The sequence below is a fragment of the Rhodothermales bacterium genome (assembly GCA_017643395.1).
Taxonomy (GTDB): Bacteria; Bacteroidota; Rhodothermia; order Rhodothermales; family UBA10348; genus JABDJZ01.
Genome location: JAEPNP010000005.1, coordinates 148165 through 164520, shown reverse-complemented (window position 1 = coordinate 164520; position 16356 = coordinate 148165). Strand labels below are relative to the sequence as shown.

Here is a 16356-nt window from a genome sequence, read left to right as displayed (position 1 = left end):
TGCGGCCTAATCGGTCTCAAATTGCACGTGCGCCGCGCCGCGAGCCGGGCCGTCTATGGTGCGCATGGTAGAGTCGTCAGGGGCGACGAAAAGCAGCGTGCGAAGCCGACCCGTGCACAGAACCGCCCCCCAAGCGCCCCACCGACCCTACCCGTCGCCAAGCCCCACAGCCACTACATCGTCAAACGCGTACGTGGCGGGTCCGCCACCAACCATGAGCGCAACCACGGAGCCCGCCGTTGCGCTGGGCAGGGAGGCCCTGCCGATGCTCCGCCCATTCACCAGGACTTCGGCTTCGCCGCGGGAGACGATGAGCTCCACCACGTTGACATCTCTGGTGATGACGGGGCTGGACGTCCAGGGGAGGGCGGATATCCAGGTGTCGGCAATCGTGCCGATTCGCACTGCACGCCGCTCGTAGGCATCGAGAAGCACGAAGTGCTGGTCCCGACCCCACTGCCGGAATCCGAACGAAACCCCGGCGCCGCCGCTGGCCGTGCCCCCGAGGTGCGCCAGCGTGAAACGTATCGCAAAGTTCCGATGGGTGATGCCTGTGGGCACGTACGCTGCGGCGCGATCGGCCTCCAGAACCAGGCGCCCCTCTTGCAGGGTGCCTCCGGCCGCGAATTCCCAGGTCCCTGAATCCTCGGCGAAGTTGTCCCAGAGCAACAGCGAAACGGGAGTCGACGTCGTGGTCGACTGCGCCGTCGCCCGGGCGCCCTCAGAAAAAGAACTCCAGGCACTGGCCAATCGCGCGTTCTGCCGGGCCGCCTCCACCTGGCCCGCCAGCCGAATGTCCAGGGTTTGCAGCACGCCCGCTTCCACGTTCACGACCTGCACCACGCTTACCGATCGCTGTCGCGTAGACTGAATTCTGATGCGATAGGACCCCGGACGCAAGTTGCTGCGCGCCGAGGAGCCGGGAGAGACGCCAACCGTGAGAGAGTCTGAAATGATGACCCGGACCGGCGTGTCGGCCTGAAGAGCCAGAGCGCCCATGGCAGGGGGCGGCGGCGTCAGGGTGGCGGACTGGATATCCGGAGATACGGGTGGAGGCGCCTCGACGGTGGCTTCCCCAGCCCAGCTTCCGTAGTAGACGATGCCCAGGGTGACGACCAGGACCGCAAGCAGGCCCGCAGGAACCGATATCCACCCAGGCACGCGTCCCGGCGAGCCGGCATCAGCCTGACCGCCGGATACAACCGTTTTCGGGACGGGGCTCTTGGGGCTCGCCTCCGGCGCAACAGCTGGTCTTGGTTTCGACCTTGGAGCCCGCTCGGCAGGGAACTCCAGCGCGAATGCGGAGCAAGACGGATACCGGGAGTCCCGCTTTTTTGCAAGGGCTCGTGTGATGGCCTTGGACGCCTTCCTCGTGATGCCACGGCGCCTGCGTCGAGCATCCGGAATAGGCCCGGAGAGATGCTGATGCATGTAACCGGTCGCGGTCTCGGACTGAAACGCGACCTCGCCCGTCAGGAGCGCGAAGGCGAGCAATCCGAGCGCGTATTGATCCGAGCGCCCATCCAGGACTTCCCCCCGCCACTGCTCGGGAGACATGTAGGCCGGTGTGCCCACCACCAGTCCGGTCCGGCTCAGCTTGGTGCCGTCAGACTTGGCGATACCGAAGTCCAGCAATTTGACTTCGCCCTCGTCGGTCAGCACCACGTTGCCGGGCTTCAGGTCTCGGTGAACGACGGGGGCGGGAGCACCCCGGTCATTCTTGGCACCGTGCATGTGAGCGAGGGCAAACGCCAGGCCTCGCACGATGCGGTACCCGGTCTGTAGGTCGACCCCCTTCGGATGGGCCTCCAGCACCTCGGCCAACGTGCGACCACGCACAAATTCCATCACCAGGTACGGCGAGCCATCGTCCGTCTGATCGTATTCGTAGACCGAGACGATTCCGGGGTGACCCTGGATTTTCAGCGAGTTCCGCGCTTCGCGGGCGAACCGCTTTACAAAGTCGTCCTCCACCAACAAGTGTTGATGCACCACCTTGAGCGCACATTCGTCGCCAGGCGCGAGACCTTCTGGCAGTGTATCCGCTCCCTCAAGGCACCGGACCCTGAAGACAAGGCCCATGCCGCCTTTCCCGACGAGCTCAAGCAGCTCGTACTTCCCTTTGACCAGATCACCGGGCTTCACTGCAGGGAGGCCTCCAACGAGTCTGGTACCGGATTCACGGGAGCGTCAGTCGGCGACAGGGTGATCCCTGTGGTGTCTGCCACGGTGAGCGAGTCCGCATCGGGCGGGGCATACAGGACGCTGAGGGCGGAGTCCACCGCCACCCGGTGCGCGGCAAGCGCGCGCTCACCCGACAGGAGGTGGCGTTGCCCGTCCACCAGTGAATCCGTGACCGCAGAGGCCTGAAACGAGTCCAGGTGAGTGATCCAGGGCCTTGCGGAGCGCAGCGCCGAGTCGGGTACCATGGCCGCCGTGAGAAGTACCTCCTCACCTTCAGTCGCCAGGTTCACCGCCCGGTCCTGGAGGTCTCTCCAGGCCAGGTCTCTGGCGGTGGGCCCGATGGGTTCCGTCGCCTCCGGGTACCGGGGAAGCAGGGCAATCACGGCCACGAGGACAAGTGCGGCGACGGCAGTGAATACCGTCAGGGCCCGCGCGCCGGACCGCTTCCGCGTGTTCTTCTCCGTGCGAAAGGCTTGTAGCGTTTGAATGGCGCCGGTGGGCTCGGCTGCAGGGACCGTTGGCACCCGGGCCAGCACGATCGTCACGTTGTCAGTCCCACCACGCCGGATCGCCTCATCGATCAGGCGCTGCCCGGTCCCGGCCAGGTCCTGAGAGCCGGCGAGGATACTCTGTAGCACCGCATCCCCAACCAGGCTTGATAGTCCGTCACTGCATATCAGCAACAGGTCTCCCGTAGCTGGCGCCCAGCTACAGATCTGCGGCGTGATGGTTGGTTGCACACCGAGAGCCTGCAGGATGACGCTGCGCTGGGGGTGGCGCTCTGCTTCTTCTTCGGTCAGTTCACCGGAGTTGACCAGTTCCTGGACCAGGCTCTGGTCCTCGCTGATTCGCACGAGCCGTCCGTCTCGATACAGATAGGCGCGGCTGTCCCCAACGTGTGCGACCACCATCCTGGCCGGCGAGGTGGCAAGTACGGTTGCCGTGCATCCCATCTGACCAGCCTTGCCGCGTCGGTCGGCCTCTCGCACGATGGACGCGTTAGCATGTCCAATGGCGCGATTCCAGAACGCCACGGGCGAGTCAAAATCCGGACGGGAACTACGGAGATAATCGGCCAGGGCACCGGCGGCAATCCCGCTCGCGACGTCGCCCGCCTCCATGCCTCCCATCCCGTCGAACACGCCCTGCACACTGCCATCGACCGGCACGTTCCACGTCAGCGCGTCTCCCTGCCGACGCGTAAGGGAGGTGTGCCCGGACAGCAGGAGGAAGTCGTCTTCGTTGGCGGAGCGGACAAGCCCCACATGGGTGTAGACAACCAGTTCCAGCAAGGCGGCTTAAAACTCTACAGGCATGGTGACGAACTCACGCACGGGGGTACCGCCAGCCACTGCCGGCTCGAATTCAATCTTCTGCATCACCTCCACAGCGGCCTTGTCGTACGAGTGCCGCAGGGAAGTCTCCGAAATGAAGGCGTGCAGCGGCAGACCCGTGGCATCGATCAGCGCGGTGACGAGAACACGGCCCCGGTAGTATTCGCTTTCGGACGCCACCCGGCGAGGGGAAGGCAACTCTCCCTTCAGCCGGGGGATGCGGTCAAGTTCAGCCTGAATGCGCTGGCCGGTCCGGGCCGAATACTCGAAGTCGGCCCGCCAGCTGCGGACCACGGCCTCCATGCCCACCGTGTCTCCCTTCAGGGAGTCCATGCGCGCACCGACGACCGAGAACGCACGCTCCACCTCTCTCCGTGACTCGGGACTGGTGGAGCACAGGTCATACAACCGGAGCGCGTTGAGGAAGTGGAGGTTGACGTCCCGTTCCATGACCCACTGCAATTCGAGCCTGGCCGCGTCACAGTTGGCTGAGCGCACGAAATTCTGGCCTGCGGCGTAGTGGGAGGCGAGCACCGCGTACGGCACTTCGGAGGCGTCGTCGTTCTTGTTCTGCTCCGAGGTGGAATTCTTGGGCCCGGCGCAGCCGGCGACCAGCACTGCAGTCGCCAGGAGGGCCGCGCAGACGTAGGAAATTGAAGAGGAGCGGATCATTCGGCCTGCTGTGCCCCCGCAGCTATTTTGCCCTGCAGCCATTCCCGCACATAGCGGCCGTGCACGGCCCCAAAGGCTGCGGCGACCGGTGCCCTCCGCATGGTGGTCACGGGCTGCATGTCCGGACCGATGATCACGGCGCCCGACTCATCCCGAGCAACAACAACCTCGGCTCGCTGGCTGGAGGGGGTTCCAAAGGAGTTGACACCCACCAGTTGCCCTCGATCGTTAAGTACCGGTGCGCCACTTGTGCCACGACTGGTGGTGGCTGAGTGCAGCATGGTGGTTCCGCCGGCGGAGAGTCTGGTCACCGCTCCCGGCAAATAGGTCGCATTGGGCCGATTCAGGTTCATGACCTCTCCCGGGAAGCCATAGACGGCAATCTGGTAGCCTGGGCCGATGCCCTCGAGTTCCTCCGCGGATGCGAGAGCCATGGCCGTGAACGCGTCGCCATGGGTCTCCAGTCGAAGCAGCGCCAGGTCAAAAGCCCCGCCGCGATTGGGGTTGTACGCGGGATGGATTTCGGAGGCGAAGACCTCGTACTCCTTGCCTCGTCGGCTGCCTGATTTAACGGCGACAAGCGGTAGCCCCGAAGCGCCTTCCACGCAATGCGCGTTCGTCAAGAGGGTGCCATCCGATCCTACCGCAAAGGCCGTGCACATTGGGATCAGTTCACCGCCCCGGCGCACAGCCAGCATGAAGAGGGACGCCTCGACGCTTTGGGCGGCCGCCTGGAAACCTGCTGCGGCAGCGGCGGCTTCCGGTGTTGCCGATGCGGCCTGCTCGTTGAGCTTGCGGATCTGGCTTCGAACAGCCGCCAACCTCGTGCGCTCGGCTTCCAGTGCCTCCTGGAACATCGTCGTGTCCACCATGCCTCCGGCGACGTCGTCAAGTCGGGCGGTCAGGTTGTCCACGTTGTTCTGGAGAATGCCCTCCTGGAGTTCCAACTCTCCCCGAACCTCGCTGATCTGACTCGCAAAACGGGCTTCCAGCCCCTGCAGCCCCCTCCAGTTGATGACGGCAACAGCCACGAGACCCAGCAGGAGCACGCCGAACACACTCACCGAATAGAGGCGAGCCGTCTTCTTGCTTCGACCTGCGGCCTCATCGGCCACCCGCTCAAAAAAGACCGTGGCCGGGTTCTGCCTGGCTTGCTCGACGGCCCGGTCAATCCACATCTGAATGGTGCCCTGCCCCGGAGAGGAGCCGATGTCGGGGCGGCTGGGGTTGCGGTCGGCGACCCGGGTGGCCCCGACGTCCCGCGCGCTCGGAGAACTGGCAACAACTGTTTCAGCAACGGCGCTTGCCGCTCCGGAGGACACCCGCGCAGTGGGTCCGCCCTGGCCGAACTCGATCACATCCCCGGATCGGAGTTGTTTCTCTTCTACTCGTCGGCCGTTGACAAAGGTGCCGTTGGTGCTTCCGAGATCGCGGATCCAGTGCTGACCTCCCCGGACACGAATCTCTGCGTGGCGTGCGGATGCGGCGGAATCGCGATTTGGATCGAAGACGACGTCGCAGGAAGGATCCCTACCCAACACAGCGTCTCCGGCAATCGTCGTCTGGCGACCGCGAAGTGAGCCGGAGGAAAAGTCCAGCAGAAGCTCGTCTGCGGCCGAAGTCGCGATCACCGTCGGCTGGGCGGCAATCCGCGTAGCATCCGTGGCTCCCGGAATACGCACGGTTATGGTTGTACCGCCCCGTTTGCCCAATTCGACGCTGGCGCCGGATCGAATCACGGCTGAGCCCTGCACGCGCTTCCCGTCAACCCAGGAGCCGTTGGTGCTCTGCAGGTCGTGAAGCACGATCTGCTTGCCGTCTGACCGCAGTTCGGCGTGGTGAGCGCTCACCAGATCATGGGTGGCTCCCTCCAAAATCAGGTCGTTTTGCGAATCTCGGCCGATGCGGTAGGGAAACTGATCGGTGGTAATTCTACGTGATCCGGAGTCTCCGGTGATTTCAAGTTGAATCTCCATGGTCGTGAGGGCAGGTCGTTAGGGAGGCCTTCTTGGCGAAGCGCTTTGTGAACAGGTCCTGCCAGTTCCGCGCATCTGCAGACGGCGTCGAACTTTTTTCTGCGGGAAATGCCGGTCAGCCGTCTGCAAGTGCTGTGAGATGCTAGGAAGACGTGTATCCGGGTCACGCCAACCTTCCCCGCAGAGCCCTGAATGAAAACGCTTCTCCCGACGCTACTTGCCGCGGTGCTGACCGGCTGCGCATCGACGGCTACATCGCCCCAGCCCCTCGTCATGGGTCCTCGGGCGGCCTTTCACATTCTTGTGCTCGGTCCGGACACCACGAGTGCGTTGGCGATTCCGGACGTGCTTATCGAATCCACGCCCCGGTATATCCTCGGCCGCACAGATTCGCTCGGTGTCTATCGCGTCCTGGAAGACCCGCCGAATGAAGCGCTGCAGAGCTACGAGATCCGGGCAACCGCGGAGACGGTCGGCGCAGAGACCGGAGTCTTTCTCGTAGACATGGCTCGCAACCAGATTCCATTGGACACCATGGTGATTCGACTGAACTGGCATGCCGAGTTCAGACCCGGACTCGATACGACGGCGTCCGGCATGGGGACCATCCTCCGGCGGGGAGTGCGCCCGGTCAACAATGAATAGCCGTACTTCATTCCTCGCGACGCTGCTCGCCGGCCTGCTGGGCATGGGCTGTGGCGGCCAACAGACCTCGGATCCCAACCCCGCGCCGGGATCTGAGGGTATCGCTCAAGTCGAGCCCCTGGATTTCGAGGAGAATGCCGAAACCGGTCCTGGGCCGGTCCAACAGGAAGACACCGAGACCTACGAGGAAAAGGGAACGATCGTGGTTGGAGGTGGCGAAGCACCCACGCCAGGAACGGCTGGTGTAACGATTCTGCCGCCGAGACCGCCAGGCCCCGCGGGCGCCGGCGAGCCTCAGGAAAGCGGACCGGAGCAGCCCATTGACTGCGCAAACAGTGACAACCCGGTCTGCGGAGAACGCAGCGGGTGGTACTGTTTTGAGACCACCGTGGAGTCGTTTCGCTTCTTTAATGCGACAAATGACGAGGTGGAGCCCACTTCAGTCAGGCGCGGAGACGGGGAACTCTGTGTTCAGTTGAATGAGGGGCAATACTCCTGGACTGCCACCACCGGATCGCAAAGTCTGGACGGTGAGATTCCGATTACGGTTCAGGCTGGAGAGGAACGGCAGCATGGGGGTGCCGTCGCCTTTGCCCAGACCACCAACTGCGCGGATGCGGCCGGCCTGTCGGTCGCGGAGTGCCTGGAGGGCCTGATCGACGGTGGCATAGGCTTCTTTCAGTCCCAGAACCTGGAAGACGCCACGACGGCATTCAGAACCGTGCTTGAGGCCGATCCCCGAAACGGGCGCGCGCTCTACAACCTGGGAGTGGTTCTGGAAAGCCGCCGAATGGCCGATGAGCTCGCTGCGACCGCGGACAACATGATTCGGTACTCGGGCACTTTCCCCGACGACAGGAAGGCGGTCTACAAGGCCTGGGCGTCCTACTTCCAGGGACGTGCCTTCCAGATCCGCGCCGATCGAGCCATCGACGTCAACAACAACAATGCGGCCCGCTCGCATCTCATTCGAGCCGCCAGAGAACTGAGGGACTTCGAGGCGCTGGTTGCCCGATTTCCTCCGCAGCAGCCGGCTCCCGCAGATCTGACCGCAGCCGCGGCGTCGGTTCCTGAACGCATTCAAAGCATCGAAGAGAAGCTTCGCCAGCTATGAAACACGCACCCACATACATGGCCTTTCGAATCACCGGTTGGCTCACGATGGCGGTCCTGATGGTTGGGCTTGCCCACGACGCCGTGGCGCAATCCGGTAGCGAAGGAGGGCTCATCGCCAGCCCCAAGTTCAGTCCGTCCAACCCGGACATCATCGCGTTCGAGCGGCAGCGCGAGCGGACCCGCGTGATCGGGATCCGAAACGAACGCTCGGGCAGCGTGCACGTCGTCGAACTTGACGAACGATGGTCCGGCGCACAGGACTGCGGCGGTCTGTTTGAAGAGCGGGACTGCTCGGAGGCCGACCCGGGTTACCGGGGCGAACTGGCCTGGCGTCCGACGCTCTCCCGGGACGGTTCCCAATGGTTTGTGTACGTTTCCGGTGAGCGGGGAGGAGGCTTTGAGCTTCTCCTCGCCCGGATGGACGGCGATCAGGTCTCCTCAGCGATTCCAGTACCTCTGGACCTGATTCAGGTGCGCGAGCCGACCTGGACCGAGGATGGGGAGCTCTTGGTGTTTCGCGGCCAACTGAGGGAAGGGGGAGAGGACCTGTTCGCGATTCAGGATCTCGAGGATCTCTTCAGCCTCGCAGAGGCCACCTCCACAGACCTGGAGCCAGTCCCGGTCGAACGACTGACATGGACGCCCGAGGAGCCGGAACTCGGCCCCACGTTCTCCCCGGGAGGCCAGTCTCTGGCTTACCAGCATCGGGTGAGGGGCGTGTTCGCCGTTTCGGTGATTGATGTCGGAGCGGCCCTCCGGGGAGATCGGGCGGACCCGATCGAGATTGCTGCGATTGAGCTGGAAGGCTTTGACCGATACAAGCCTTCCTGGTCTCCCGACGGGAGGTTCCTGGCCTTCTATACCTCCTCGGAGGCCGTCCAGGAGCAGGCCGAACGCACGCTGCAGGACGTCGCAGTCGCGCAGGTGCTCTACTACTCCGGCACACGCCAGGTGTCGAGGGGGCAACTGCTGGTGGGGGCCAGCGGAAGGCGCATCGCTCGCGGAGTGCTTCCGAATGAGCGCATGGGCCCACAGTGGATCGCGACCGGCGGAAGGACCGGCATCCTCTACGTTGAAAAGGACGAGGCGGCCGACTACCCGGCCCGGCTGCGCTGGATTGAGCAGTGGATGGGGGGCGCCGGTGATTCGTACGAGGAAGACCTCTCCGGCACGTTTCGCACGGTCAACAACCAGGAGCTCACCGCATCCGCATGTGGCGTGCTACGATTTGCGTTCGCCTCCCAGCAAGGTTCACGCATGCGTCTGGAAGTGCGCGAGGGCCCGCGGGGCGCGGCCGTACCCGCCTGCGTGGAAACCCGAGACGACTACAACGCCGGGGCTGCCGTGACGCGCTCCCTGCTCATTCCGGGCCAGGGTCAGGCGTATAAAGGTCAGCGGCGCCGTGCCTGGATGTACCGGGCCGCGGTAGGTGTCGGAGCCCTCGGCGCGGCCGGCGCATTCAGTCAGGCGCAGAGTTTCGGAGACGACTATGAAGCGGCGCTGGCAAGTGCCGTAAACGAATGCCCGGCGGGAAGATGTCGGGGTGCCACCCTGGAAGCCCGCTTTGAAGAGATTCAGGCGGACTACGATTCGTATTCCTCAAAGAGAAGTCAGGGCAAGCTTCTGCTGGCGCTGACCGCCTCCGCCTGGTTGGCCAGTGCGGTGGACGCGGGCATCGGCGCAGGAAGGCCATCCGGCGCTTCATTGCGGGTGTTTCCAACCATCATGCCCCTGGGTGGAGACCGCTATAACGCTGGATTGGGCGTCAATCTCAAGCTTGGACGGAGGGACTGAACCATGCAGCATGCACGTCTGCTCATCGGCATCCTGTGCCTGACGCTCTGGACGGTGTCCGGGCTCGGATGCGACACCGTAGGTGCTCCACCGGACGATGTGGATGCGCTTCGTAGTCAGATTGTCGCCGAGCAACCCAGGCCGCTTCCGCCGCTGGACAACGACTTGTGGCTGGTGGCCGGCTTCCATGCCAAAACCATCACATTCAACGCAGCGGATCTTGTGGCAAACGTGGACTCGGCAGTCATCGTCGCCGTTACCGCGGAATCCGGGGTCACCGCCCAGGTGTCCGCCAATCGGGACGTGGTGACCCTGTCGGCCACGGATGACCTCCAGACGGAAGAGTCAACTCGCACCGTTGAGATCGAGGTCGGCGAAGCGGGTGGAGGGGCCGGCACGCTGGTCACCGCAGACATTCAACTGCTCCCGAGCCTGCCGGATGCAGTAGAGCTTCTGACGCCACGCTCCGGTGACGTTGCCCTGGCAGGAGACATCGAATTCTCCTGGTCCAGTGACGCACAGACACACGCGTGGCACATCGCTGTCGGATCGCTCGTCGATGACGAGGTGGTGACGGAACCCGCCTTCTCGGCCGATTTTTCCGGGAACGATGGCGTGTTCATCTGGTCGGTCACTCCCGAAAATGAGAGTACCATTCAGCTGCACCGGGCCCTGGCCAACAGCCAATTCGAGGGCTTCGATGACTCCGCCCCCGAAATTCTGTTAGGCAACAGACTGGGTGCCCTGGTCGCAAGCGACACCCTGGAGGTCCTCTTTCCAGCGACTGCGGTCCAGGCAACCAGCCCGACATCCGACGACCCGGTCGTGTTTACAGAAGGAGCGGAGGAGCTGGTGTTCCAGGTCGACTATACGACCCGTGAGCCGAGGGACTATGATCGATTCCGGGTGTTGGTAGACGATTCGCAGGCCTGCGTTCTCACCAGTCAGGACCTGGTCGACGGTGAGGGTCGCTGCTCGGGCTTCGACAGCTCGGAAGGCGCGCGCACCTGGGAGGTCATTGCCGAAGTCCTCCACATGGAGGCCGTGCTGGACTCGGCGTCATCCGGCGCTGAGGGTCAGTCGTTTTCGTCCGTCCCCGCGGCCCGGCAGCCCGAAGTATCCATCGACTCGGAGACGTTTGCCGAGAGCCCCATGTTCGGTATAACAGGGGACGAAGCGGCGGCAAGGCATCGGTGGACCCTTTCGCTCAACAATGCAAGTGAGCTTATGGTCATGGAGGCGTCCTCGAGGGACACGCTGCTCCAGGGCCGGCATCTGACCAGTCTCACGTTCGAGCATGATGTGCCTCACGAGGTATTCGGTCCTGTGCCGGACGATCTCCGTCTGGTGTCAGGGGATGTTCAGGCTGAGCCGGAGGCAACCTCGCAGGTCAACGTCTCAGACCGCCTGCTTCGCGGTGGGGAGTACACGCTGACGGTGATTGCCGAGAACGCTGCCACGACCCCTGATACGGCCTTCGTGCAATACACGTTGTCCTATCTGGACGCCTCAGCAAACATCGACCTTTTCGCGAGTTCGGACAGACGGTTCTCCGGCAAAACCATCTCGAGCGATCTCGCCCTGGGTGAGCTGATCCTTGTTCTTGAGGTTACCGATATGGACGGGGACGAAAACGACCGCTCTCTGAAACGGTACTTCCTGGCACCGGCAGGGGAGGAGATCGAGCTACCGGACTTCATTACTGAAGGGCTGGAAGTGGCGCTGGAGCAAGCTACGAGCGAGTCCTTCCGGGTGCTGTCGGTGGGCAGCAAAGGCGAAGTCCTCCGCAACTGGGAAGGAGCCCGGCGTCAGGAGTTTGAGAGGGTTGCCCAATGAGGTACCGATCAGGGTTGACCTCGGCGCTACTGCTCTGCACGCTGATCGCCTCTCACAGGCCGGCCGGCGCACAGACTCCCGAGCAACTGGCTTCCGAGGGCCGGCTGTTTGAGGCTGTTGAGGCGGCATACGCTCAGGGGGCAAACCCGGATGTCCTGACGCGCGTACACTTCCTGAGGGGCTTCGCCTTCCTGGACCTCGCTGAGATCGTGACCCGTAACGGCGAGACCTACGCCGAATGGGTGCAGGACGGCAACTGGGATCGCCGTGCGGACCGCCCCCGTGGCTATCAGAATCGTCTGGGGCGGGCCTCTGTCACGGACATATGCTCGGGAAGTCCGGATGCGCTTGCGGAGCGGCTGTGCGCCAGGATGTCCGGGCTCTTCGGGCTCGATTCGGACCCCATCGGTGATCTGGGAGGCCACTCGTTCATGGCAGAAGAGGTGGCTGCCTCCAACGGCCGCTTCCAGCTGCGCTATTACTCGGCGCCGGCCCTGCGCATTGCAGGCGCCATCGACCTGCGTCTGGCCGCGACGTATTCAAGAGACAGTTCTCGGCCCGAAGTCAGGTTGATGGGCCTGCTTGCCACTTTCGAGTCTGGCGAACAGGCGGTGACGGCGTCGCCGGGTACAGCCCTGGAGCGGCTCGTCGCCGACGGCATCGCAGCGCGTGGTGCGACGAACCCTTCTCTGAATTTCGGGCAACCGAGCACACGAGAAGAGCGGGCCATCGCCTCCTACGTCGCGGCGAGCCTGTTGGGCGATACCGACCAGGTGCGCGGCCTGGTCGCGCCGATGCTGAATCAGGTGCGCTCCATGGACAGCACGACAGAGTTCTTTCTGCGCGCGGTGCTCAGAATCAACCGCCCGGAATACGCCACGGCCCTCGATCTCGACAGGCTCTTTCGTTCCGGTCGAGTCGGGCTTTCCTCTCGACTGGTTGCCGCGTCCGCACGGCAACTCCTCGCCACGCAACAACGCTCCGGCTCCATGGAGGCCCACCGGTTCGCGCTAGATCAATTGGTCTCCGCCCAGGAAGTGTTCGCCCCCGCCATGAGCGCGCTGGAGCTTTCCCAGTTCATAGCGAGCCCTGAGAAGCGCCAGGGACCTGTGGTAAACAACTGAGTCATGACTGTACGCACATTCCTCTCTTCCTGCTGGCTTCTGGCATTCGTGCTGGCACTCCCTTCGGCGGCACAAACCACCCTTCGCTACGCCGAGAGCACGTCGATCCCCGGGATGGATCCCTATTCGGGCAAGCGCTCAACGGCGGCACAGCAGCGTGTGTTCAGCCTGATTCACGAAGGACTCGCCATCTACGACCATGACTTCAAACAGCCGTTTCTGCGCCTGATCCAGGACTGGGAGCCCAAGTCAGGCCCGACCTCTTCCATCACGCTCGGGCTCGTAGAGGCAGCCTGGTCGGATGGCACTCCGTTTACGTCGGCGGATGTGGCGTTCACGCTCGAGTATGCCAAGAACGCACGGGGGGCAAGCTACGCGCGCCAGGTGTCTTCCAGGTACGTGGAGAGTGTAAGTACTCCAGCCCCCCGGACCGTTGTGCTCCACCTCCGCGAACGCCGGGAGGCAGAAGCGGTCCTTGCGCTGCTGGAGTTCCCCATGCTGCCTGCACATCGCTTCAACGCATCGGGGATGCAGACCGAATCCGCCGGCGGCAAGTCGCTCGACGAGGAGCCCGTTGGTTTGGGGCCCTACCAGCTGGACGAGATCAATCTCTACGACAACTACATCCGCTTCGCGGCCAATCAAGGGTACTGGAAGGGAGCACCCAATATCGATCGGGTTGAACTGCTCCGCATCAGCGACGAGTCGACCATGGTCAACTATGCATCCAGTGGCAACCTGGACCTGGTGGTCCGGATTCCGCATAGTCAGATCCCCATCTTCGAGGACAACGGCAACTTTGTCACGAAAGTGTACGAGGCGTACTCGTTCCACGCCTTTGCGTACAACTTCAGAAACCCGCTGCTCGCGGATCTTCCGATTCGCCGCGCGATGGCGCTTGGCACGAACCGGCAGGAGATTCTGGACAACTTCTACGCCGGGTTGGGCCAAGTCCTGGACGGTCCGGTGGTGACCGGTCACCCCGACTACGCGGCCGGGTTGCCGAGACTGTCCTACAACCACCTGATGGCCAGACGGGAACTGGCTGCAGCCGGGTACTCAGACAGGAACGGCGACAAGATCAGGGAATCGCCCAGCGGGGAGCGCCTGTCTTTCAGGCTGGTGACCGTCATTGAAGACGCCGGCACCGAAACGACCATGCAGGCAGTCGCCACGGCCTTCAAGGGCTATATGGAGCGCATCGGCATCGAGATACTGATCGAGCCCCGGATTCGATCCGACTATCAGGCTACCCTGCATGAGACCCGTGATTTCGACATCATCTGGGTGGAGTGGTCCTTCGATCCCTCGTATGAGATGACCTACCTGTTCCACAGCGATGCCAGCCGCGGGGACTCCAACGTCGGGGGATACGGAGATCGCATTGTGGACGAGCAACTGGACAGAATTGCCAGCGCGCCGACCCCGGAGGAAGCTCGTCAGGCATCCCAGGCGCTCCAGTACGAACTAGCGATTGATCAGCCCTATCTCTTTCTGTATCAGGTCGAGCAAATGGCTGCCGTAAAGAACACCCTGGTGGCCACCGCGCTGCACCCCTTCTACTTCTTTTCCTACATCAGCGACTGGAGTTTCCTGCGGTAGGCGCCAACGTGAAGCCGCTGCTAGTCGCAATAGCTCGTTCGGTCGCCGTCGCGCTGCTCGCCTTCGTCATGGTTGCGGCGTTGCTGGCGCTGATCCCGACCGACCCGTATCGATCGTCCGACGGTACGGGTCCCGATGCGCGATCCCGAGACTCCAGCGTAGGCCAGCGATTCGCGGAGAATCTGGCTACGGTGGTCCGATGGGAGTTCGGTACGACGTATGCCGAGGGCGCCCCGATATGGACGCTTGTCGGCTACAAGGCGAGCCGGTCCTCCTGGCTGGTGCTTGGGGCCCTCGGAATCTGGTTCCTCCTTGGCCTGCCCATCGCCATCCTTGCAGGGTGGAGTGGTGGTGCAGCGGATCGACTCGCCGGTGTGCTGAATCTGGTCTCGGGCACCCCGACGCTGATCACCGCGCTGCTCCTGTCGGCAGCGGGGTTGTGGGTAATTGACGAGCCGGTGACCGGCTTCGCGCTTCGAGAAGGTGGCACAGCGGCCGCAGTCGCCTATCTCTTTCCGACCGTGGCTCTGGCGCTGGGGGATTCCCGCATGGCGGACTTCATGAGCACGGTTTCCGGCAGAACCCGCCGGATCAGGGAGATTCGATTCGTCGAGGCCCTCCGGGCCCGAAAATCACCGGTTTGGCCACACCTGGCTCTGGGGCTGGCAGGCCCGGTGACCACGAGTCTTGCCGGCAACCTGTCTTATCTGCTTGGTGGCGCCATTGTGGTGGAGTTCGTGTTCAATCTCTCCGGCCTGGCGCAGGCCGTCTATCAGGGAATCGCCGGCTCCGTCGTGGAGGTGGAGCTGGTCATTGCGATCTCACTCGTCTTCATCAGCGTCGTGCTGGTCGGGAGAATTCTGGCAGAGGTCGTGGCGTGGGCCTCCGACCCCCGACTGCGGCAGCCGGTAGGGATGTGACGAAATCACGGTCATACGGCAAACTCACCGCGGTCGTGTGGCTGACAGCCATGCTCGTCGCTTCGTGTGTCGGGGAGCGCCAGCCGTCAAGTGATCTCAGCCTGGCCAACGTACCACCTTCGTCCAGACTGCTTCAGACCTGGCTGGGAGCGGACCACACCAAGCGGGCTCACGCCGAGGTCTCCAGTGGCGGCTTGTTCGGCTCGCGCGGCGGCAGCTCCTGCTCCGCGGATGCACTGGAAACGATCCCCTCGGCACCTGCCCTGCGCATCCCCAACCGCGTTGCCGTTGAAGGGAGAGTCTACCAGGCGGTGCTTGCAGAAGCCGATCAGGATGCCTGTCTGGTCGAAGGACCGCCCGGAATGACGCTGCAGGCCGGTGTGCTCAGATGGCCGGGTCAGCAGGTTTCGCGCGGACGACACATGGTCCGCGTTCTCGCCAGGCGGGGCCCCCAGCCAGAGCTACTCGCGTTTACCCTGGTTGGGGCTGACCGGAATTACCTGCTTGGAACGGATCGCCTTGGACGATCGGTCCTGTCTATTGTGCGGATAGGGGGGTTCTGGGCGATGAGCTATGCAGCCCTGTTTACGCTGGTTGCCATGGTGCTGGGTGTGCTCGGAGGCTCGGTTGCGGGCTACTTCGAACGCACGGGTCGTGTCTTTGACTGGTTCAGCAACGCCGTAGAGTCGGTTCCGATACTCGTCGCGTTCTTCGTGGTAGCCGTCATCTCAGGATTTCAGTTGATCTGGATCGCGGTGATGGGTGGCGTTGTCATGGCGCCAAGGGTTGCGGCCGCGACGAGGCAACTGGTGGCCGAATTGGCTTCAAGAGATTGGGTCGAAGCAGCTCGTGAACTCGGAGAGTCTCCCTTCGCGATCGTGGCCAGCGACATCGTTCGCTTCAACCTCGTGAGGCAGATCACCGCTGCGTCACTCGGCGTGTTTTCATTCGCCGTGGTGCTGGAGGTTACCCTCAGCTACCTGCGCATCGGCATTCAGGCGCCGGACGTCAGTTGGGGCACTCTGCTTCTTGACTCGCGCGAACGCATCCCATCGGGTGAGTTCTGGGGGTTCGCTGCAGCGATCTCCGTGGTGCTGGCGACGGTGGGCGCCTTGAACTATCTGGCCCGCACCACAGAGACAGAGGGGTAACC

At 63.4% G+C, this 16356-nt stretch carries 12 protein-coding genes; 8 read left to right on the top strand and 4 right to left on the bottom strand.

The window, feature by feature from the left end:
* Positions 1-147: 147 nt before the first annotated feature.
* From JJ896_15225 to JJ896_15210, 4 genes are read right to left on the bottom strand one after another with little or no spacing between them, the layout of a single operon-like run.
* Positions 148-2145, bottom strand: a complete 1998-nt coding sequence (locus tag JJ896_15225) for a serine/threonine protein kinase (GenBank protein MBO6781005.1) — start codon at positions 2143-2145, stop codon at positions 148-150.
* The gene (locus tag JJ896_15220; GenBank protein ID MBO6781004.1) at positions 2142-3476 is read right to left on the bottom strand and encodes a serine/threonine-protein phosphatase; all 1335 of its coding nucleotides are present in this window, start codon (positions 3474-3476) and stop codon (positions 2142-2144) included. The genes JJ896_15225 and JJ896_15220 overlap by 4 nt, the downstream gene beginning before the upstream one ends.
* Positions 3477-3482: 6 nt before the next feature.
* Positions 3483-4190, bottom strand: coding sequence for a TonB family protein (locus JJ896_15215; GenBank protein MBO6781003.1), 708 nt, complete (start codon positions 4188-4190; stop codon positions 3483-3485).
* Positions 4187-6166 (bottom strand): FHA domain-containing protein, encoded by a 1980-nt coding sequence (locus tag JJ896_15210; protein MBO6781002.1) that lies wholly within the window; start codon positions 6164-6166, stop codon positions 4187-4189. The genes JJ896_15215 and JJ896_15210 overlap by 4 nt, the downstream gene beginning before the upstream one ends.
* Positions 6167-6358: 192 nt before the next feature.
* Between JJ896_15210 and JJ896_15205 the strand changes: the two genes are divergently transcribed.
* The 8 genes from JJ896_15205 to JJ896_15170 are packed head-to-tail and all read left to right on the top strand — an operon-like array spanning position 6359 to position 16354.
* A complete protein-coding gene (locus JJ896_15205) occupies positions 6359-6811 on the top strand; it encodes a hypothetical protein (protein MBO6781001.1) in 453 nt (150 codons plus the stop codon).
* Complete coding sequence (locus tag JJ896_15200) at positions 6804-7925, top strand: hypothetical protein (protein ID MBO6781000.1); 1122 nt, start codon at positions 6804-6806, stop codon at positions 7923-7925. The genes JJ896_15205 and JJ896_15200 overlap by 8 nt, the downstream gene beginning before the upstream one ends.
* 17 nt (positions 7926-7942) lie before the next feature.
* Positions 7943-9721, top strand: a complete 1779-nt coding sequence (locus JJ896_15195) for a PD40 domain-containing protein (GenBank protein MBO6780999.1) — start codon at positions 7943-7945, stop codon at positions 9719-9721.
* Between the two features lie 3 nt (positions 9722-9724).
* Positions 9725-11557, top strand: coding sequence for a hypothetical protein (locus tag JJ896_15190; GenBank protein ID MBO6780998.1), 1833 nt, complete (start codon positions 9725-9727; stop codon positions 11555-11557).
* Positions 11554-12681 carry a hypothetical protein gene (locus tag JJ896_15185; protein MBO6780997.1) on the top strand — a complete coding sequence of 376 codons (1128 nt, stop codon included), beginning with the start codon at positions 11554-11556 and terminating at the stop codon, positions 12679-12681. Before JJ896_15190 ends, JJ896_15185 begins: the two co-directional genes overlap by 4 nt.
* A gap of 3 nt (positions 12682-12684) precedes the next feature.
* Positions 12685-14283: an ABC transporter substrate-binding protein gene (locus JJ896_15180; GenBank protein MBO6780996.1), complete on the top strand. Its 1599-nt coding sequence runs from the start codon at positions 12685-12687 to the stop codon at positions 14281-14283.
* A gap of 8 nt (positions 14284-14291) precedes the next feature.
* Positions 14292-15203, top strand: coding sequence for an ABC transporter permease subunit (locus tag JJ896_15175; GenBank protein MBO6780995.1), 912 nt, complete (start codon positions 14292-14294; stop codon positions 15201-15203).
* Positions 15200-16354 (top strand): ABC transporter permease, encoded by a 1155-nt coding sequence (locus JJ896_15170; protein ID MBO6780994.1) that lies wholly within the window; start codon positions 15200-15202, stop codon positions 16352-16354. The genes JJ896_15175 and JJ896_15170 overlap by 4 nt, the downstream gene beginning before the upstream one ends.
* The last annotated feature ends 2 nt before the right edge of the window (positions 16355-16356 follow it).